Genomic DNA, 20,200 nt, shown 5'->3' with positions numbered 1-20,200 from the left:
TGCCCCAGGGTGGGGTAGTGGTACGGGTCAGGTTGGCGACAATTGACCGTAACCATGTCGAACGATTTGTCAGCCGTTGCCGACCGTTCAGCAGAAGCGGAAATTCCGGTTGTGACGCAAGAGGGCAGGCGTACTCGACAGACAGAAAAAAGCGCTGGTAAAGATGGGATGCGAGACGCTCCTGCGGCGACCGGACGGGGCTGGTTGATCCCGCTTTGTACCAGACGTTCCGCAGGTCGCGTACAGGAGATCGCGCCACATGAACCACCGGCTCCGGTCATCCCGGCCGCCGTCGGGCGGCGCCGGCGCCGAGGTGGAATCCGCTCCGGCGGAGGTCGGCGGCCACCCGGCCGCGCGTCTCGCGAAACGATTCGCCGCCCCGCCCCGTGCGCGGTGGCCGGACTTCGCCGCACCCCTGTTCCTTGATCGACAACGCCTCCCACCTCATAGAATGTTCAACCTCTGGTGCGAGAAGGGGTGGGCCGTGTCCGCACACGACGCGTCGTTCGGGGCGCTGCTGCGAGAACTCCGGCTTGCCAACTCGCTGACCATCGAAGGGCTGGCCGAGGCGTCCGGGGTCAGCGTGCGGGGCATCGGCGACCTGGAGCGCGGACGCCGCGCGGCCCCGCAGCGCCGCACCGTGGCCGCCCTCGCCGACGGCCTCGGACTCCACGACACCGACCGGGAACGCCTGCTCGCCGCCGCCCGTACCGGCCGCACCCCCGGATACCACCCCTTCGGTGTGCGCTCCTTCCCGCGCGGCACGGACGACTTCGTCGGCCGCGACGGCGAACTGCTGCGGCTGACGGAACTCGCCGGATCACCCGGCGACCTCACCGGCGAGGACGACGCCACCGCGCGCCAGCCCGTCGTGGTCGCCGTCTCCGGCGCACCGGGCACGGGCAAGACCAGCCTCGCCCTGCGCGCGGCTCGCCGGCTCGCCGACCGCTTCCCGGACGGGCAGCTCGTGGTGGACCTGCGCGGCACGGACGACACCCCGCCCGCCCCGGCCGAACTGATGGTCGGTGTGCTCAAGGCGCTGGGCGTGCCCGACCGGGACCTCGCCAAGGCCGGCGCACCGGCCCACCCCGCCCTGTACCGGCAGGTGCTCGCCGACCGCAGGTGCCTGCTGGTCCTGGACAACGCCCGCGACGAGGCCCAGGTACGACCGTTGCTGCCGGGCACCGGACGCGCGCTGGTGCTGGTGGCCAGCCGGCGCATGCTGACCGGCCTCGACAGCGTGCACCGCCTGCCCCTCGGCGGCCTCGGCACCGCGGAGTCGGCCGCCTTCCTCTCCTCCCTCGTCGGCGAGGACCGCGCGGCGGCCGATCCGGCGGCCCTCGCGGAGGTCGCCCGGCTCTGCGGGCACCTGCCGCTAGCCCTCAGGGTGGCCGGCAACTGGCTGGCCACCCGCACCGGCTGGAGCCTGCGCCGGCTCGCGGACCGGCTGGCCCTGGAGGAACGGCGACTCGACGCGCTGACCGCCGGAGACCTGCGGGTGGCCGGCGCCTTCGACCTGTCGTACCGCCAGCTCACCCCCACGGCCGCTCGGCTGTTCCGGCGCCTCAGCCTGGTCCCCGGCCCGGACACCGGCGCCGCCTGCGCCGCCCGGCTCACCGGTCAGGACCTGTACGACACCGAGGACACCCTGGAGGAACTCGTCGAGGCCGGACTGCTCGGCACCGCCGGCGACCGCTACCGGCTGCACGACCTGCTCGCCCTCTACGCACGCGACCGGCTCGCCGCCGAGGACGGCCCCGAGGACGCCGAGCGGGCGCGCCGGTCGATGTTCCACTGGCTGCTGGAGACGGCGGTCGTCGCGGGCCGCTGGTACGAACCCGGGCACGGCGCGCCACCGGCGTCCTGGCGCGGCACGGTGGACCTGTCCAGTGCCGGGAAGGCCCGCGAGTGGCTCCAGGCGGAGGGCATGAACTGGCTCGCGGCCCTGCGCGCGGCCGCCGCGGACGGGGAGCACGCCACCGTCGTCGAGGTGGCGGAGTCCCTGCACTGGTTCTCCGACCAGTGGATCTTCTGGGGCCACTGGCCCGAGGTCTTCGGCACCTCCGCCCGCTCCGCCGAGGCGCTCGGCGACCCGCTGCTCGAAGCGACCCACCTCAACTACCAAGCCTGGGCCACGCTGTTGTGCGAGGGCCGGCCCCGCGACAGCCTGCCCTACTCCGCACGGGCCCTGGCCGCCGCACGGCTCGCCGGTGATCCGGTCCAGGAGGCGTGGGCGCACCAGTACGCCGGCTGGGCCCATCGCCTCCTGGGCGACTCCGTCTCCTCCGCCGACCGCAACGAGCGGGCCATCCCGCTGTTCCGCGCCGCGGGTGATGTGCACGGCCTGCTTCAGGCGCTGCTCCAGCGTGCCTACGACCTCCAGAGCGCCGAGCGCAACGAGGAGGCCCTCGTCGCCTACCGGGAGACCCTGGACCGGCTGGAGGAGGCCGGCGACCGTGTCGACCCGCACATCGCCGCGTTCACCCGGGGCAGCGGGCTCGTCGGCCTCGGCCGCATCCACGCCCGCCTGGGCCGCTGGGAGGAAGCGGTCCGCCATCTGCGGACCTCCGTGGAACTGTGCCGGGCCCAGGGCAACACCGCCCTGGAGAGCCGCTACCTCACCGTGCTCGGCGAGACGCTGCTCGCCGCCGGACGCCCGGAGGAGGCACGTGAGGCCTTCGATCGCTGTGTCTCCCTCGGCCCCGGCGCGGACCCCTCGCGCGTCGCCCGGGTGCGCGCCCACCTCGACCGCATGGACACGGACCGATGACCACCGTGGGCGGTGCCCGGTGACACCACGACAGGTCCTGCGCCCGCGAGGGCACGTACCGCCGGACGCACGCCGCTGTTCCCTCCGCGCACTCTCCCCGACCCGCCGGTGCCCGCGGTTTCTGCCTCGAAGGTGCCTGGTGATCCGTGCGGCCCGCCTGGTTGGCTCGTGGTGACGGAGAGGAGACCCGTGTGGACCTGGTGCTGTCGACGGACACCGTCCCCGACCACGAGAAACTCGCCTACTGGCGGGACGCGGTCGGCAGAGCCCTGGTCCCGGTGTCCGTCGTACCCCGCGGCGCGGGCCCGCTCCACGGACGGATCACCGGCGGCCGGCTGGGCCGGCTGCGGGTGGCCGCCGTGGAGTCCGACGCCCAGCGCATCAGCCGCACCCCCGCACACATAGGCGGCTCGGACTCCTGCGTCGCCGTCCATGTCCAGACAGCGGGCAGGGTGACCCTTCTGCAGGACGGCCGCCATGTCACGGCCGGCCCGGGCGACATGGTGGTGTACGACACCGCGCGTCCGTACACCCTGGACTTCCCCGAGCGGTTCGCCGGCCGAGTCGTCCAACTGCCCCGCCGCGCGCTGGACGTGCCCGACGAGCACCTGCGCGACATCACGGCGACACCGATCACCGCCACGGCCGGGCTCGGGGCGATCCTCACGCCGTTCCTCGCGACGCTCGTCGGCGAGGCGCACTCCTACCCGCCGGCCGTCGCCGGGCGGCTCGCGTCGAGCGCGGTGGACCTGTTCGCCACGCTGGTGGCGGAACGCAGCCGGGTCGGGATCGCCGACACCGCGCGCGAACAGCTCGTGCTGCGCATCCGCGACCACATAGACCGGCACCTGGGGAACCCGGACCTGGCCCCCGAGACCGTCGCCGGGGCACACCACATCTCGGTCCGCTACCTGCACCGGCTGTTCGAGGACGAGGGGATCACCGTCGCCCGTCTCATCCAGCGCCGCAGGCTCCAGGAGTGCGCGCGGGAACTCGCGCGAGGCGGCAGCGCCGCGCCCGCCGTGTCGGCGATCGCCCAGCGCTGGGGATTCGTCAATCCCGCCCACTTCAGCAGGGTGTTCCGTGGGGCGTACGGCCACTCGCCCCGGGAGTGGCGCAGGCTGCGCACGGCCGGGGCCCTGCCCGACACGGGATACGACGGGACGGCACCGACCGCCGCCCGTCCGCCTCGCCCGACCGAGGCGGGCCGCCCCCGCGCGGCCTGACCCGACTGCCGGCCCGCTCGACGGACCTACCCGGCGACGGCCGACTCCGCCGGCTCCTCGTCTCCCGTCGTCGGCTCCTGGGTACCGGAAATGGTGTAGAAGACGGAGGACCCTTGCTTGGTGCGCTGTGCACCGGTCCTCGCCACCAGGTTCTCCAGGGTGGTGCGGACGACCTTGGTCTGGATCTCGCGGTCCGGGTGTGCCCGGCCGAGAGCCTCGGTGACCTCCGCCGCCGAGCGGGGCTCGCTCTGGTCGGCGAGATGTGCGCGGACGAGCTCGACGAGGGTGGGCTGAGCCGTCTTGGCGGCCGTCTTCCTCGCGGGCTTGGCCGTCGACCTGGCCGCGGGCTTGGGCGCCGCCTTCTTGGCGGAGGCCTTCCTCGTCGTCCCGGCCTGCTCGGCGGTCGACGACGCCTTCCCCACCCGGCGCTTGACGGGCTCGGCGGAGGACTTCTTCCGTGGTGCGGGCACCACGGGGCCGCCGGGCTCCGTGGCCGTGGTGACCGAGGCCACCGCGCCGAGTGCCTGCTGCATGCTCACCAGAATGGTGTGGTCCTGCTGCAGCGTCGCCAACTGCTGCTGCAGGGAGCCGATCTCCGCCGCGAGGCGTTCCTGTTCCTTGACGTTCTGTTCGAGGTCGCCGGCCACCTGATTGACGTAGTGCGAAGTCAACTCGGTGACGGGGGTGGTGTTCTCAGACATCTGTCCTCCATCCGTAACCCTGACGGGCTCCCCGGTGGGTGGTCGTGGCAAGCGGGGACCAGAAGTGGGGTACTGCGGGTCCGGCCCGACACATGGATGATACGGGTCGGTCCACCTGTTTCCACTTGGTCGACATCTTCCCCCCGGAATTGATGAGTTCCATGCCGCGTCGGGGGCACACCTGACCGGTCAGATCCAGCCCAGAGAACCGAAGACGAACAGGCGCCCACCGTGACGACTTTCGTCCGCACCCGCGCCATGTCGTGCACGGCGAAACTCACCACGAAGAAGGGGGCGTAGCCGAGGAGGAGGATGAGGTAGGGCGCCTGCCCGCCACCAACTCCAGTCCCAGGGCAGTACCCCCACCCGGTGCAGCCAAAGTGCGACCGCCACACAGGCGGTCGCACGAGGGCATTGACTGTCTCGTTGAACCAGTCCATGCCCCACAGCGCGAGGCCGGCGAACAGCACGTTCCTACCACGTGAAGTGGCTGCCGTCGCGCAGGAGTTCCTGTGCCGCGCGGGCATGGTCGGTCATGGTCGGCGAGCCCCCGGGGTTCGGGCCGCCGGCTTCCCGCGGGACGTCCTCGGGTGACGGTGGACGGTAGGCCCGTCGCGGCGGCGAGAGCGATACTTACTGGCTGGTAACTATCGTGGTGCGGGACCCCCGGCGTCAACGGTCCGACGCGGGCCGGATCACGGAGACGTGCCGCGCCGACCGGCCCTTTCGTCGAGCGGGCCGGCCGACCCCTTGTTCGGATGTCGCTGTCCGTGTCCGGAACCGGCCATGATCGTTACTTCCGGTGACGCCGCCTCGGAGCGGCGACCCCCGCGTCCCGGTGGACAACCGGACGTGTCGGAAGGCGTGTCGCCAGGCACGTCCTCGAGGCAAGGAGCTGCCGGTGGGTGGTTGGATCAGCGTCGGGCTCGGAGCGGCCGCCGCTCTGTGGCCACTGTCCCAGCACGGTGACACCACCATCACGATCGACCACCCGCCGTCGGGAGCGCACATGGTCGTCTGCGCCCCTGATGTGTGGATCGACATGGGCCACGGAGCCCGGGCGTCCGGACCCCCGCGGCCGGCACCGGCGTCTACCCGGCAGTCCCCCTCACCGTGCGCGCCCGCGCCCGCCGCCCGGGCTCCGGTGTCCGAACCACCTCGGCAGACACCCCGGGAGGTGCCGCCGCCGCCCTCCGGGACCCCGCGGCCGGCCCCGCCCGCCCAGTCTCCGGCAGTGGCCCCGTCCGTCCCTCGGGAAGCGGACCCGCCGGCTCGGGTCGAGTCCGCACCGGCTCCCGCGGCGACTCCGGTCCGCGCGGCCGCCTCCGCCCCGCCGAAGGCACCCCCCGCCTTCCGATGGGTGCCGCGCGCCCACTACACGGGCGGCCCGCGCCGGTCGGCGTTCACCGGCACGCCGACGACCATGACCACCGTCGTGGTCACCACACCGGCCATCCTGGCCGCGGCGGCGCTACGGCCCTCCCGCCGCCGCACCCGCGGCTGACCCCGCGCCACGACCGGCCGTGGCCTCCGCGTGGCCGCCGGGCCGGCCACACCTGCCCCGTCCACCCCGTCCCCTGTTCGTCCGCCCCCTGGAGTTGTGCTGTGCCCGAGTGGCTCGTCTACACCCTGGTCTCGATCCTGGTCTGTGTCCTCGTCGTCGCGGCGATCGTGCTGCGCCACCGCCGCGTCGCCGTGGACGAGGACACCTCAGAGACCCCGGACGTGCTGGAGTACATGGTCATGATGGTCGGCGTGGTCTACGCCATCGTGCTCGGCCTGGCCATCGCCGGCGTCTGGGAGGCCCGCGGCGCGGCCGAGGACACCGTCCAGCGCGAGGCCCAGGCGCTGTACGAGATCGACCAGCGCCTGGACGTGTATCCGGCCGCCTTCCACACCCAGGTGCAACAGCACATCAACGACTACGCCAGGCACGCCGTCGGCACCGAATGGCCCGCGATGGAGAAGGACGCGCCCGTCGACGGCACCGGCGCCGCCCTGCTGCGCCGCATCCGCAGCGACATCGCCCACCACACCCCGTCCGACGAACTCCAGGCCCAGGCCTACCAGCCCCTGCTGGACCAGGTCGCCGCCGCGGACGACGCCCGCCACCAGCGCCTGGACAGCGCCGGCACCACCCTGCCCGGCGCCGTGTGGTTCGGTCTCGTCGCCGGCGCCGTCATCACCCTCGGCCTTCTCTACACCCTGCAGATCCGCCGCTCGACCCGCGAACTGATGCTGGCCACCGCCTTCAGCGCCCTGGTGGTCTTCCTGCTCTTCCTCGTCTGGAGCTTCGACGCGCCCTTCGGCCACTCGGGCACCGACTCCGCGCAGCCGCTCAGCGAACTGCTGACGACGGCCGTCTGACCCGGGGCGGCCCGCCCGGCGTCACCCGGTGGCGCCGTTCCCCTCGTCCCCCGGCAGCCCGAACAGCCTCGCCGCGTTGTCGTGGCACACCGCCCGCAGCCACTCCCGCCCCAGGTCCAGCCGCTCCAGCGCCCGCAACTGGTGCAGGTACGGATAGGGAATGTTGGGGAAGTCGGAGCCGAGCAGGATGCGGTCACCGAGGGCGGCGAGCCGGGGCAGGGCACGGGGCGGGAACGGCGCCAGCCGCTCGGCGAAGTCGGTGAAGGCCATGGTGGTGTCCAGCCGTACCTGGTCGTACCGTTCGGCGAGGCCGAGGAAGTCCTCGTACTCGGGCATGCCCATGTGCGCGACGATCAGCCGTAGCCGCGGGTGACGTGCCAGCACCCGCGCGATCGGTTCGGGCCCGGTGTGCTTGCCGGGCGCGGGCCCCGAGCCGCAGTGGATCACGACGGGGATCCGCGCCTCGGCCAGCAACCCCCAGGCCCCTTCCAGGAGTTCGTCCGCCGGGTCGTAGGCACCGACCTGCACATGTGCCTTGAACACACGGGCGCCCGCCTCGACGGCTTCCCGCACGTACGTCTCGACGCCCGGCTCGGGGTGGAGGGTGGCGGTGTGCAGGCAGTCGGGGGTGCGGCGGGCGAACCCGGCCGCCCAGCCGTTCAGCCACGGGGCCATGCCGGGTTTGTGCGGGTAGAGCATCGAGGTGAAGGCCCGGACCCCGAACTCCCGCAGGAGCAGGGTGCGTTCGGCCTCCTCCTTCCGGTAGCCGATCGGCCATGCGAGTCCACCGGTCAGCGGCCCCTGCGTGTCGAAGTAGTCCCACACCTCGCGCAGGACCCGCTCGGGCATGAAGTGCGTGTGGACGTCGACCAGCCCGGGAAGACCGAGCCGGCCCCAGAATCGGCGGACTTCACCGGCCTCGTCGCGCGCGCCGGTGATGTCGCTCGACGCGGCGGCGCCGGACGGGCGGGCGGGGACCTCACGGTGATCGTTCATGCCGCCCACGATCGGCCGTGGCGGACGGCGGGTCCACCCTTTTCACGGAGGGACGCATGAGGGATCGGTCACCTGTGCCCGGGGGAGCGGCGGCACAGGGCGGTGGGCGACGGGGCCGGCGGTCGGTCGCATCGACGGTCCTCAGAGGTCGAGGACGACTTCGGTCGTGGGCTCGCTGCAGCAGACGAGGACGGTGCCGGGCTCGGGCGGTTCGAGGGGCTGGGTGGTGTAGGTGATGTCACCGGCGACGAGAGGGGTGACACAGGTGTGGCAGACCCCGGTGCGGCAGGACCAGCGCGTGGGGATGTCACAGGCCTCGGCGAGGTCGAGCAGGGAGGCGTGAGCCGGTGACCAGGCCGTGGTGATGCCACTGCGGGCGAAGGTGATCAGCGGGCCGGAACCGGGCGGGCCGGGTGGCTGGTGCGGCCGGATCACCTCCGCGGGCGTGATGCCCGGGTTGATGGCGGACAGGGCGCTGAACTGCTCGGTGCGGATCCGTTCGGGGCGCAGGCCGAGGTCGCGAAGGAGTGCGCCGAAGTCGTCCATGAAGGCGGTCGGCCCGCAGAGATAGGCGTCGGCGTCGGCGGTGATGCCCATGGCCGCCAGTGACGCGGCACTCGGGCGGCCCGGGGTGACGGGAGGCCGGCCGGCCTCGGGGACGGTGTCCCCGGCCGCGGTGTAGTAGATGTGCTCCTCGGCGTGGGGCAGCTGAGCGAGAAGGGCGTGGGCCTCGTCGGCGAAGACATGGCCGGCACGGTCGTGGGCGACGTGGATCCACCACAGGGGGCGTGGGTCCCGGGTGGCGGCGAGCTGGTGGAGCATGGCCAGTACGGGCGTGGCGCCGATTCCCGCCGAGGCGAGCACGACCGGGTCCGTGCCGTCCTCGAGTACGAAGGTCCCGCGGGGGCTCGCCACGTCCACCCTGTCTCCAGGGTGGAGCCGGGTGTGCAGGTAGTGGCTGACCTGTCCGTGGGGCTCGTGCTTGACGCTGATGCGGTAGACGCCGTCGACGGGCGCGCACGACAGGGAGTAGCTGCGCACGGAGGGTGCGGCGCCGACGGGCAGACGCAGGGAGAGGTACTGGCCCGGACGGGCCGCGGGCAGGGGCGTCCCGTCGGTGGAGTCGAGGTAGAGCGACGAGACGGTGGAGGTCTCGGCGACGATGCGGGCGACGCGCATCGCCCTGAAACCCGGCCATCCCCGCGCGGCCGGCTGCGCGCCGGCGCCCTCCGAGGGCCGATCCGGTTCCCGGGGGGCGGAGAGTTCACGGAATGACTGCTGCCAACCGGGGCTGAGAGCGGGGATGTTCAATGCCCTGCGCAGCAACTCGGGGTCGCGGCCCGGGAGGTAGAGCAGGGCGTCCACGTCGGCGACGCTGAGGTGTTCGGGCCCCCTGCGGGTGAGGGTGATCTCGTCGCCGGCCCGGACCTGGCCCTCGGTGATGACGCGCAGGTAGAAACCGGGTCGGTGGTGGGCGACCAGGAGCGAGGGCATGGCGGGTTCGCCCAGACGCATGCCGACGCGGTAGCAGGTGACCCGGGGCTGGCTGACCTCGAACTCGGCATCGCCGATGCGGTACCGGTCGCCGATGCACACTTCGTCGTCCGGCAGCCCGTCGACGGTGAAGTTCTCCCCGAAGACACCGAAGTCCAGGTCGTCCCGGCCCAGGTGGCGCCTCCAGTGGTCGTAGGACTGCGCCTGGTAGACGAGGACGGCACGCATCTCGCCGCCGTGCCCCGCCAGGTCACCCTGGCCGTCACCGTCGATGTTCAGACGCCGGACCGTGCGGGGCCCCTGGACGGGGGTCTTCCAGATGCCGGTGTGTACCGTCCTCCCCTGCCAGGGGACGTCCTTGGGCATTCCCACATTGAGGGACAGCAGCGTCGCCATGGCGATTCTCCTGAATGAGCCGGGGAGCCCCCTCACGGAGCGGTGCGTCGTGCGCCGTCCCCGATCCTAGTTCTGGGTGGGCGGGGCCCGCGATTTTTGTGTCCCGCCGACACCTCTAACTGTTGAACAAGGCTTCAGTGGTGGATCTCCGTCCCTGTGTCGCCACCCCCGCCAACCTGCCGATCATGGCGGAGTGGGAGATACGGGCGGCGGTGGCGGCGGACGTCGAGGCGGTGGCCGAGTTGCGGGCCGTGGTGCTGCGGGCCGACCTGGAGCGGCTCGGGCGCTACGACGAGCGGCGGGTACGGCAGCGGCTGCGTGACGGGTTCGTGCCCGCGCACACCTGGGTCATCGAGGCGGGCGGCGGGTTCGCCGGCTGCGTGTCCCTGCGGCCCGGCGCGGACGGCCTCTGGCTGGAGCACTTCTACCTGGACCCGCTCTTGCAGGGCGGTGGGATCGGTGCGGCCGTGCTGCGCCGGCTGCTGTCCCGGTGCGACCGTGACACCCGGTCCGGCTGAACGTGCTCCGGGGAAGCCCCGCCCGGCGGCTGTACGAGCGGCACGGGTTCACCGTGGACTCCGAGGATCCGGTGGACGTGTTCATGGTGCGCCCGCCGCTGCCGGTGGCCGCCCACGACAGCTGACCGGCCGGCGGTCCACCGGTCCCGCGGGGAACCGGGCCGGCACGGGCGGCGTCCCTCCGATCATGCACAAGATCGTCCACGTCGACGCCGAAGGCCCTGGGGGACCCGCATGACCGGAACCACGACCGGAACAGCTCCTCGCTACCTCTACCTCGCGCGACACGGCGAGGCGTCGGAGGACGGGAGCGAACTGACGGACGCCGGCCGCCGCCAGGCCGAACTCCTCGGCGCTCGGCTGCGCGACACCCCGCTCTCGGCCGTTCACCACGGCCCCCTGCCCCGCGCCGAGCAGACCGCGCGCCTGGTCGCCGGTCAACTCGACGGGCTTCCGGTGCAGTCCTCGGAACTCGCCGGTGACTACCTCCCCCACCTCCCCGAACGGGACGAGCTGCCTGCCGAGTTCGCCGACTCCATGCTCGACCGGCTGGCGCCGTTCCCCGCCGAGGAGCGCCGGCCCGACCTCGCCCGGCGGGCCCTGGCCCGCTTCACGGGTCCGGTCGACGGCGACGAACCCCGGCACGAGCTGGTCGTCACGCACAACTTCCTCATCGCCTGGCTCGTCCGGGACGCCCTGGACGCACCGCCCTGGCGCTGGATGGGCCTCAACCACGGCAACGCCTCCCTGACCGTCATCCGCTACAGCCCGGACCGCCCCGCCGCGCTCCTCTTCTCCAACGACATGTCCCACCTGACCCCCGAGCTCCGTTGGACCGGTTTCCCCCCGGAACTTCGTGCCTGACGCCCCCGGCCGCACGGCGTGGGGCCACGGCCGGCCGGACACCCCCGCGGACCCGGTCGGCCGTACGCGGTCCGGCCCTACAGCGGATTCGCGCGCAGCCAGTCCAGGACCTGCCCGGCGTGCTCGTCCGGGGGGAAGACCGGATAGAAGACGTGCTCGACCCTGTCGCCCCGCAGGATCAGGGTCAGGCGTCTGTACAGCCTTGTGCCGGACGCGTCGAAGGTGGGCAGGCCGAGAGCGCCGGCCAGGGCGAAGTCCGGGTCGGACAGCATGCCGAAGGGCAGCCGCAGCCGGTCCACGACCTCGTTCTGGTAGCCGGTGTCCTGGCTCGACAGCCCGTACACCCGGCCGGCGCCGGCTTCGAGCAGGTCCTGGAAGTGGTCGCGGAAGTCGCAGGCCTCCGTGGTGCAGCCGCGAGCCCCGGGGATGGAGTTCCAGCCCTCCGGCAGATCGACCCCGGGCCGGCCGGTGAGCGGGTAGACATAGATCACCGTGCGCCGGGGGCCCAGCTCGTCCAGCCGAACGCTGCGGCCTGCCGTGTCGGCCAGGACGAGGGCGGGTGCCTTCGTGCCGGGCAGGTGGTCGGCGGCTCCGTCGTCCTCGGGAGCGGGCAGGTCCGCGGGCAGGGACAGGTGCGTGTCGTGCGCGGCCCCGGTGCCGGTGGGTACGACGGTGCTGCCCCGGCGCGCGGCGGCGTCGAGGTGGGCGATCAGCGCCGACCGGCGGGCGGTCAGGGCTTCGATGCGCCCGGTGAGCTCGTCGATGGCCTCGCGATAGGTCGCCAGTGAGGCGGGGCAGTCGTCGATGTGCGCCCTCCCTGCCGCCAGGCACTCCAGGAACGGCCGGGTGCGCTCGACCGGGATGCCGAGCCGGAGCAGCGCCCTGATCTCCCGAACGAGCCGTACGTCGTCCCCGGTGTAGTCGCGGTATCCGTTGGGCAGGCGCGCCGGTCTGACCAGGCCCAGCGATTCGTAGTACCGAACCGCCTTGGTCGTCACGCCGGCCTCGTGTGCGAGCTCGCTGATTCTCATTCCGTTCACCTCACTCGCACGGTAGACCCTGCCCTCAAGGGCAAGGTCAAGCGGCGGGGGCCGGGGTTCGGCCCCGTCGCGGGGTAGGGGAAAATCGTTGCCCTGAGAAACTAGATCCGGGAAGGGTCCCCCATGCCGCACCTCGCCATCGCCTACTCGTCCCGGTTGGCAGGAGTCCTCGACCCGGGAACCCTGGCGCGGGAACTGCACCCGCTCGTGGTCGAGGAGTCCGGCTCGACCGGCGTGTGCAAGACGCTGTTCCGCCCGGTGGAGACGTACGTCGGCGACCGCACGGGCCGGGAGACGGTCTTCGTGCACGTCGAGGTGGGCCCCATGCCCGGCCGGCCCGAGGCGCGGAAGGCGCGTCTGTCCGAGCGCATCCTGGCGCTGCTCGCCGAGCACCTGCCGGGGGACGGCGCGGTCGGCGCGGTGTTCTCGGTGGAGGTGCGGGACCTGTCCGGCTCCTACCGGCTCGGCGCCGTACCCGCGAGGAGCGGCGGCGACACCGCCGCGCTGTGCCGGCCGGGCGCGCCCGCACCCGTCTGAACCGAACCCGGACGAACGCGTGACGTCCTCTGCCGGGGTTGCGCGGCCGGGGCCTTGAGGTGCGCGGACGGCCGGGGACACGCCAAGACGCGGCCGCCTCGGCGGGGTTGGGGCGTGGTCACTACGATGTGAGACCAAGACAACCATTCGACCGGCCCGTTCCAGGCAGCCGGTCGGGGTCGCCGATACCAGGGACCGCTCCCCGGGTTGCGGTGATCTTCCTGCCCAGGAGGACCTTCCGCATGTTCCGACGAGTAGGCAACGTCGTCGTCCGACATCCCGTCTGGACGATCGTTGCATGGCTGATTGCCGCGGTGGCGATCGTCGCCACCGCTCCGAGTCTGCCCTCGAACAGTGACGAGAGCAGTTTCCTGCCCAAGAGTTACGAGTCCATCAAAGCGGCGGAGCTCCAGGAGAAGGCGTTCCCCAGCGCCTTCACTCCGTCCGCGATCGCGCTGTACCAGCGCACCGACGGCGGCCGACTGACCGCCGCCGATCAGAAGGACGTCGCCCGGATCACCTCCGAACTGGGCGGCAAGCACATCGACCAGGTGCAGAAGGTCGTCCCCGGCCAGCCGTCCAAGGACGGCAAGTACGCCATGACCCTGGTCCAGATGGACAGCAAGAACGCCGGCCAGCCCGAACAGGTGGACGCCGCGAAGGAGTTGCGCAAGGACGTCAAGGACCTGGCCAAGGGCACGCATCTCGACGTCAAGCTGGGCGGCTCCGCCGCGCAGGCCCTCGACCAGGAGGACTCGTCCAAGCGGGGCCAGGCCCTGATCGGCATCGGCACCTTCGTGATCATCCTGGTGACGCTGCTGATCATCTTCCGGGCGCCGATCCTCGCCGTGCTGCCCCTGCTCCTGATCGGTCTGGTGTCCGCGATCGCCAACGGGCTGATCGCGTACGCCACCAAGCTGTTCGATCTCCAGGCCAACAGTTCGATCTCGTCGATCCTGATCGTCGTGCTGTTCGGCGTGGGCACGGACTACTTCCTCTTCCTGATGTTCCGGTACCGCGAACGTCTGCGCGCCGGTGACGAACCCAAGCAGGCCATGGTGAACGCGGTCGACCGGGTCGGCGAGGCCATCGCCTCGGCCGCCGGAGCGGTCATCATCGCCTTCCTCGCGCTGGTGCTGTCGACGCTGGGCTTCCTCAAGCAGATGGGCCCCGCGCTCGCCATCGCCGTGGGCGCCACGCTGATCGCGGGCCTCACCCTCATCCCGGCCGTGGTCTCCCTCATCGGCCCGAAGGTGTTCTGGCCCTCCAAGTCCTGGCAGAAGGAGCCGGAGAACGCCCGGTTCGCCGCCCTCGGACGGGGTGTGCAGCGCCGTCCCGGGCTGACGGCCGTGCTGTCCGGGCTCGTCCTGGTCGTCCTGTCGCTCGGCACGCTGGGCTTCAACGCCACGTTCGACCTGGCGTCGGGCTCGATGCCGAAGACCAAGGAGTCCATGGTCGTCCAGGACGAGATGCAGCAGGCGTACTCGGCGGGCGCCGCGGCACCCACCGACGTCTATCTGTCCAGCACCGACGGCAAGCCGCTGGACAAGGCCGCCTTCGGCGCCTACGCGCAGAAGCTCGGCGCGGTGGAGGGGGTCGCGAACGCCCGTATGGCGCAGGTCAACAAGGCGGGTACGACAGCGGACTTCACCGTGACCCTCAAGTACGAGGCGTCGACGGACAAGGCGATCGACGCCGTGGGCCAGGTCCGCGACGTCGCCCACTCGGCCGCACCCGACGGCACCGAGGCCCTCGTCGGCGGCATGTCCTCGATCTTCAAGGACATCGACAGCGCGGTGAACCACGACTACCGGACGGTCTTCCCCGTCGCCGCCCTGCTGATCATGGTCATCCTCGGCCTGCTGCTGCGCAGTGTCGTCGCCCCCTGGTATCTGATCGCCTCGGTGGGCCTCGGCTTCGGCGCGACTCTCGGCGCCACCGTGTGGATCTTCCAGGAGGGGCAGGGCCACTCGGGCCTGATGTTCATGCTGCCGGTGATCATGTACCTCTTCGTGGTCGCCATCGGCACCGACTACAACATCCTCATGATCGCCCGGCTCCGGGAGGAGGCCCGCGAGGGCCGCGAGCCGCGCGAGGCGGCCGGCATGGCACTGCGGCACGCGGGGCCGACCGTGGCCGCGGCCGGATTCATCCTGGCGGCGACCTTCGCCACGATGATGCTCGCCGGCAACGCCCTGCTCACGGAGATGGGTTTCGCCGTCTCCTTCGGCATCGCCGTCGCCGCGTTCGTCATGGCGATGTTCTTCACCCCGAGCCTCACCGCGCTGATCGGGCATGCGGCGTGGTGGCCGGGCCACGGGGACCAGGCGAAGCCGACGGCGTCCGGTGCGGGCACCGGACCGTCAGACGCCTCCGGCGGTGCCGGCCGGGACTCGGTCACCCACGATCCGGCCGGCCGCCGCGGCTGACGGGAAGGGCGCCAGGGCGGTGCTGCCACAGCCGGCAGCACCGCCTCTTCCATGCGCCACGTCGGCTGACACCTGGGCTCGACGCTCCGTACCGCCCGCATCGGCCCGGTCATCACGTCGGCTCGCGTCAGGTGGGCAGGAGGCGTAGGGCGTACAGTGCCGCGCCCAGGTCGGCGGCGGTCATCGGGTCGGTGAGCGAGCGGCCGGTCAACTCCGCGACGCGGCGCGGCCGGTGGCGGACGGTGTTCGGGTGGACGAAGAGGCCTTCGGTGGCGTCGGCGGTCAAGTGGAGGGTCGAGAACAGGTGCCGCCCGGCCTACCACGCCGGCTGGACGACGGGCATCGGTCCGGTCGCCACGCCGGCCGGCGATCAGGTGCCGTCGGCTCGCGTCAGGTGGGCAGGAGGCGTAGGGCGTACAGTGCCGCGCCCAGGTCGGCGGCGGTCATCGGGTCGGTGAGCGAGCGGCCGGTCAACTCCTCGACGCGGCGCAGCCGGTAGCGGACGGTGTTCGGGTGGACGAAGAGGCCCTCCGCGGCGTCGGCGGTCACGCCGCCCGCGGTGAACCAGTGCCCGAGCGTGCGCAGCAACCGGCCACGTTCGGCCGCGGGCAGCGCGAGCACCGGCCCGAGGGAGACCTCCACCAGGCGGCTCGCCTCCGCCGGGGCCGCCGCGACCAGCATGGCCAGCGGACTGTCGTCGAAGCGGGTCACGCCCGGCCCGTCGCCGGGCAGCCCGGTCAGCGCCAGCCGGGCGAAACGGAGCGCCTGCGGGGTGTCCCGCAGCGAGTCGAACCGCGGGCTGACACCGACCCTCGCGCGCCGGCTGCGCAGCGCCCGCAGACCCACCGACTCCGCGTCGCGGTGGGTGAGCGCGATCAGCCCGATCTGCTGGTCGGGCAGCAGCCGCCAGACCGACGGCACACCGGAGCGGCGCAGTGCCGTCTCGATCCCGGGCAGCGGTTCCTGCCCGGGGTCCGGCACGGACGCGGCCACCACCGCGTACGGGCCGCGCTCCGGCAGACCGAGCTGCCTGGCCGCCTCCCACGGCGTCGTACGGTCCGCGAGGGCGCCCGTGAACAGCGCCTCGGCCAGGGCCGACCGGCGCGCCTCGCGTTGCAGGGTCAGCTCCGCGCTCGCTTCCCGGTAGGCCGCGGCCACGGCCTCCGCGTACCGGCCGAACAGGGCCCAGATCTCGGACGACCCGGCGACCAGTTCGGCATCGGTGACATCCGGGTGCCTGCGGGCCTCGTCGACCAGTTCCGACCACAGGAACTCGAAGCCGATCCGGTAGGCGTGCAAGGTGTCCGCCAGGGGCACGCCCTGTTCGGAGCGCAGCCGCCCCGTCTGCTGCGCGGCCCCGACGTCCGGCCCGGCGCCGAACGCGAAACGCGCGAGCAGCAGGTCGGCGTTGTCCTCGCAGGACTCCCGGAGCGAGGAGAACGGGATGAGCGCGTCGTCGGCGTACGACTCGACCTCCGCGCGTATCCGCTCGGTCATCAGCTCACCCAGCTCCGGAAGGCGCGTCCGCAGGGCGGCACCCACACTCGTCAGACCCATGACCGCAGCGTAAGGCAGCCGAATTGTGGCCCGGAACAACACCGGGACGTCCGAACTGTCGGCGCTGCCATGGACGTCCATGATCCTGCGGGACACCATCTCGTGAGCGTTGACGACGGGACCCGCCAACGCCGAGAGCACGGATGCGAGGAGGCATCATGGCCAACCTGGCGGAATTCCTGGTGGACACGGCGCGCCGGCTGCCCGGGCACCCGGCCCTGCGGCTGGGACCGGTGACCACCACCTACGCCGAGCTGGACCGGCTCAGCGCCCAGGCCGCCGCCCTCCTGCACACCGAGGGCGTGCGCGCGGGCGACCGGGTCGCACTGATGCTGCCGAACGTACCCGAGTTCGTCGTCCTCTACTACGCCGTCCTCCGCGCCGGTGCGATCGTCGTGCCGATGAACCCGCTGCTCAAGGAACGCGAGACCGAGTACCACCTGAAGGACTCCGGCGCCGTGCTGCTCTTCGAGTGGCACCAGGCGCCCGGCGAGGGCGCGGCCGGCGCCGCGGCGGCCGGGGTACGGCACCTGGCGGTCGAACCGGCCGACCTCGCCGCCGAACTCGCCCGTCTGGAACCGCGCCACGAGGTGGCCGCCACCGCCGGCGACGACATCGCCGTACTGCTCTACACCTCGGGCACCACCGGCCGTCCCAAGGGCGCCTCGCTCACCCACGCCGGTATCCGCCACAACACCGAGGTCAACGTCACCGAGGTGCAGCGGATGACGTCCGAGGACGTGATCGTCGGCTGTCTGCCGCTGTTCCACATCTTCGGTCAGACCTGCACGATGAACGTCGCCGTGTTCAGCGGCGCGTCCCTCACCCTCGTCCCGCGCTTCGAGCCGCAGATCGTCCTGGACGCCATCGCCCGCGACCGGGCAACCGTCTTCGAGGGCGTCCCCACCATGTACGCCGCGCTGCTCCAGCATCCGCAGGCCGGCGCGGCCGGCCTGTCCAGCCTGCGCATGTGCGTGTCGGGCGGCGCGTCCCTGCCGGTCGAGGTCCTGCACGGGTTCGAGCGGCGCTTCGGCTGCATGGTGCTCGAAGGGTTCGGCATGTCCGAGACCAGCCCGGTGGTCTCCTTCAACCACCCCGACCGCCCCCGCAAGGCCGGCTCCATCGGCACCCCCATACGCGACGTGGAGGTGCGGCTGCTCGACGACGAGGGCCGCGACGTCGCGCCGGGGGAGGTCGGCGAACTGGCCGTACGCGGGCCCAACGTGATGAAGGGCTACTGGAACCGGCCCGAGGAGACCGCCGCCACCATCCCCGACGGCTGGCTGCGCACCGGCGACCTGGCCCGGCGGGACGAGGACGGCTACCTGTACATCGTCGACCGCAAGAAGGACCTCATCATCCGGGGCGGCTACAACGTCTACCCGCGGGAGATAGAGGAGGTACTGCACGAGCACCCGGCCGTCGCCCTCGCCGCGGTCCTCGGTGTGCCGGACGAGCGGCTCGGCGAGGAGGTCGCCGCGGCGGTCGTCCTGCGCCCCGGCGTCCAGGCGGACACCGAGGAGATCCAGCGGTTCGTCCGCGACCGGGTGGCGGCCTACAAGTACCCGCGCCGTGTCTGGCTGGCGGACGCCCTGCCGATGGGTCCGAGCGGCAAGATCCTCAAGCGGGAGATCACGGCGCCGGTCGCCTGAGGGGCGGGGGCCGACGGGGAACGACCCCAGGGCCCGGCACGCCGTTCTTTTGCGGTCCCCGCAAAAACGCTGGTCGATTGTTGCCGTCCTGGCCCAGCCTGGCCTCTCAGTGCTCCCGTACCTGAGAGGCGACCGTGGCCGCGACAACTGTTCTCCCGGCAGGACCCGAACCGAGTTCACGCAGACGCTGGACGGTGCTGGCCGTCTGCTGTCTGAGCATGTTCCTGGTGGGCCTGGACACCACCGTCGTCAACGTGGGCCTGCCCGCGATCGGAAGCGGACTCGGCGTCGGGACGCGCAGTCTCGAATGGACCGTGGACGCGTACACCATCGTCCTGGCCGCCCTGCTGATCTCGTCCGGCGCACTGGCGGACCGGTTCGGGCGGCGACGCGTGTTCCAGTGCGGGCTGGCCGTGTTCGGTGCGGCCTCGCTGGTCTGCGCGCTGGCTCCGTCGGTCGGCGCGCTCGTCGCGGCCCGCGCGGTCCAGGGGGCCGGCGCCTCGATGCTCAGTCCCGTGGCGCTCGCGATCGTGGTGAACGCGATGCCCGATCCGAGGGAGCGGGCGCAGGCGATCGGAGTCTGGGCGTCCGTCTTCGGGCTCAGCATGGCGGTCGGCCCGGTCACGGGCGGCGCGCTGGTCGAGGGGTTCGGCTGGCGGTCGCTGTTCTGGATCAACGCCCCCGTCGTGGTGGCCGCCCTGGTGCTCAGCGCGGTGTTCGTACCGGAGTCCAGGGCGCCGCGGGCCCGCCGGCTCGATGTGCCGGGGCAGGTCCTGCTGACCGTGGTCATCGCGGTCTTCATCGGCGTGCTCATCGAAGGCCCCCGCATCGGCTGGACGGCCCCGGCGGCGTTCGGTGCCTACGCGACAGGTGCCGCCGTGACCGTGGGATTCGTGTGGGTGGAGTCCCGACGGGCCGAGCCGCTGATGGATCCGCGGCTCTTCCGCAGTCCCTCGCTCAGTGGCGCGGCCGTGGGCGCGACGGCGGTCTTCGTCGCGCTGAACGTGACGCTTCTGCTCAACACCCTCTATTTGCAGCACGGTCGGGGATACACCGCCCTCGCCGCGGGCACGGTGACCCTTCCCATGGCCGTCGGAGCGACCGTGTGCGCACCCTGGTCCGGCCGGCTCGTCGGGCGCGTCGGCCCCCGGCTCCCGCTGATCCTCGGCGCGGTCTTCATCACGTCCGGAGGCCTGTGCCTCACGGGCCTCGAACCGCACACGAGTCTTCTCCTGCTGCTGCTCGCCTCCCTCCTGATCGGCGTCGGTTTCGGCTTCGCCAATGCGCCGCTCACCAACACCGCGGTCAGCGGGCTGCCTCCCGCCCGGGCCGGCGTGGCCGGGGCGATCACCTCCACGGCACGTCAGTTCGGCGCCGCCCTCGGCATCGCCCTCGCGGGCGCGCTCGTGTCCGGTGCCGAACCCGCCGGGCTCGCCCGGGCCTCCCGCCCCGGCTGGCTCCTGGTCGCGGCCTGCGGACTCCTCCTGCTGACCGTCGCCCTCACGACCGGCAGACGAACCGGCGCGATCGCTTCGACGCCACTCCGATCGGTCATGGTCGGTGATACGAAGATTAATTCGCCGGTCAACCTGAAATGAGAAGGAAGGTGGCGTCGGGCATCTTGCTTTCCATCCTCAATGCGGCTCGATCCCG

The 20,200-nt window shown here is 72.2% G+C and carries 15 protein-coding genes and 1 pseudogene; 10 read left to right on the top strand and 6 right to left on the bottom strand.

Annotated elements, in window-relative coordinates; genetic code table 11:
• Positions 1-484: 484 nt before the first annotated feature.
• Together BLW57_RS03815 and BLW57_RS03810 are read left to right on the top strand one after the other, a co-directional pair.
• Positions 485-2,770: an ATP-binding protein gene (locus tag BLW57_RS03815; RefSeq protein ID WP_093480503.1), complete on the top strand. Its 2,286-nt coding sequence runs from the start codon at positions 485-487 to the stop codon at positions 2,768-2,770.
• A 191-nt stretch (positions 2,771-2,961) separates the two neighbouring features.
• On the top strand, positions 2,962-3,996 hold the full coding sequence (locus BLW57_RS03810) for an AraC-like ligand-binding domain-containing protein (protein WP_093472138.1): 1,035 nt from the start codon (positions 2,962-2,964) through the stop codon (positions 3,994-3,996).
• Positions 3,997-4,022: 26 nt separating this feature from the next.
• On the opposite strand, the gene BLW57_RS03805 is transcribed toward BLW57_RS03810, so the two are convergent.
• Entirely contained in the window at positions 4,023-4,697 is a 675-nt protein-coding gene (locus tag BLW57_RS03805; protein ID WP_093472137.1) for a hypothetical protein, read from the bottom strand.
• A gap of 1,360 nt (positions 4,698-6,057) precedes the next feature.
• Here BLW57_RS03805 and BLW57_RS41230 point away from each other — a divergent pair.
• Positions 6,058-6,201, top strand: a complete 144-nt coding sequence (locus BLW57_RS41230; protein ID WP_176985445.1) for a hypothetical protein — start codon at positions 6,058-6,060, stop codon at positions 6,199-6,201.
• A gap of 101 nt (positions 6,202-6,302) precedes the next feature.
• Positions 6,303-7,064, top strand: a complete 762-nt coding sequence (locus tag BLW57_RS03800) for a bestrophin-like domain (RefSeq protein ID WP_093472135.1) — start codon at positions 6,303-6,305, stop codon at positions 7,062-7,064.
• A 21-nt stretch (positions 7,065-7,085) separates the two neighbouring features.
• Here BLW57_RS03800 and BLW57_RS03795 read toward each other — a convergent pair whose 3' ends face one another.
• Positions 7,086-8,060 (bottom strand): amidohydrolase family protein, encoded by a 975-nt coding sequence (locus BLW57_RS03795; protein WP_093472134.1) that lies wholly within the window; start codon positions 8,058-8,060, stop codon positions 7,086-7,088.
• 141 nt (positions 8,061-8,201) lie between these two features.
• Entirely contained in the window at positions 8,202-9,950 is a 1,749-nt protein-coding gene (locus BLW57_RS03790; RefSeq protein ID WP_093472133.1) for an MOSC and FAD-binding oxidoreductase domain-containing protein, read from the bottom strand.
• A gap of 185 nt (positions 9,951-10,135) precedes the next feature.
• On the opposite strand from BLW57_RS03790, the pseudogene BLW57_RS03785 reads away from it, so the two are divergent.
• Together BLW57_RS03785 and BLW57_RS03780 are read left to right on the top strand one after the other, a co-directional pair.
• A pseudogene (locus BLW57_RS03785) lies at positions 10,136-10,593 on the top strand (GNAT family N-acetyltransferase).
• A gap of 109 nt (positions 10,594-10,702) precedes the next feature.
• Complete coding sequence (locus BLW57_RS03780; RefSeq protein WP_093472131.1) at positions 10,703-11,332, top strand: histidine phosphatase family protein; 630 nt, start codon at positions 10,703-10,705, stop codon at positions 11,330-11,332.
• 77 nt (positions 11,333-11,409) lie between these two features.
• Here BLW57_RS03780 and BLW57_RS03775 read toward each other — a convergent pair whose 3' ends face one another.
• Positions 11,410-12,363, bottom strand: a complete 954-nt coding sequence (locus tag BLW57_RS03775) for a MerR family transcriptional regulator (protein ID WP_093472130.1) — start codon at positions 12,361-12,363, stop codon at positions 11,410-11,412.
• A gap of 132 nt (positions 12,364-12,495) precedes the next feature.
• Between BLW57_RS03775 and BLW57_RS03770 the strand changes: the two genes are divergently transcribed.
• Together BLW57_RS03770 and BLW57_RS03765 are read left to right on the top strand one after the other, a co-directional pair.
• Entirely contained in the window at positions 12,496-12,909 is a 414-nt protein-coding gene (locus tag BLW57_RS03770) for a 5-carboxymethyl-2-hydroxymuconate Delta-isomerase (protein ID WP_093472128.1), read from the top strand.
• A 242-nt stretch (positions 12,910-13,151) separates the two neighbouring features.
• Complete coding sequence (locus BLW57_RS03765) at positions 13,152-15,338, top strand: MMPL family transporter (protein ID WP_093472127.1); 2,187 nt, start codon at positions 13,152-13,154, stop codon at positions 15,336-15,338.
• Between the two features lie 127 nt (positions 15,339-15,465).
• On the opposite strand, the gene BLW57_RS03760 is transcribed toward BLW57_RS03765, so the two are convergent.
• Positions 15,466-15,624 (bottom strand): helix-turn-helix domain-containing protein, encoded by a 159-nt coding sequence (locus BLW57_RS03760; protein WP_306822962.1) that lies wholly within the window; start codon positions 15,622-15,624, stop codon positions 15,466-15,468.
• Positions 15,625-15,728: 104 nt separating this feature from the next.
• Complete coding sequence (locus BLW57_RS03755) at positions 15,729-16,895, bottom strand: PucR family transcriptional regulator (RefSeq protein WP_256339374.1); 1,167 nt, start codon at positions 16,893-16,895, stop codon at positions 15,729-15,731.
• A gap of 158 nt (positions 16,896-17,053) precedes the next feature.
• Between BLW57_RS03755 and BLW57_RS03750 the strand changes: the two genes are divergently transcribed.
• Together BLW57_RS03750 and BLW57_RS03745 are read left to right on the top strand one after the other, a co-directional pair.
• The gene (locus BLW57_RS03750) at positions 17,054-18,547 is read left to right on the top strand and encodes a long-chain-fatty-acid--CoA ligase (protein WP_093472122.1); all 1,494 of its coding nucleotides are present in this window, start codon (positions 17,054-17,056) and stop codon (positions 18,545-18,547) included.
• A 134-nt stretch (positions 18,548-18,681) separates the two neighbouring features.
• Positions 18,682-20,145, top strand: a complete 1,464-nt coding sequence (locus tag BLW57_RS03745; RefSeq protein WP_218138109.1) for an MFS transporter — start codon at positions 18,682-18,684, stop codon at positions 20,143-20,145.
• Positions 20,146-20,200: the final 55 nt, after the last annotated feature.

This window comes from Streptomyces sp. 1222.5 (genome assembly GCF_900105245.1).
Lineage (GTDB): Bacteria > Actinomycetota > Actinomycetes > Streptomycetales > Streptomycetaceae > Streptomyces > Streptomyces albidocamelliae.
This window is presented reverse-complemented; position numbering and strand designations above follow the sequence as displayed.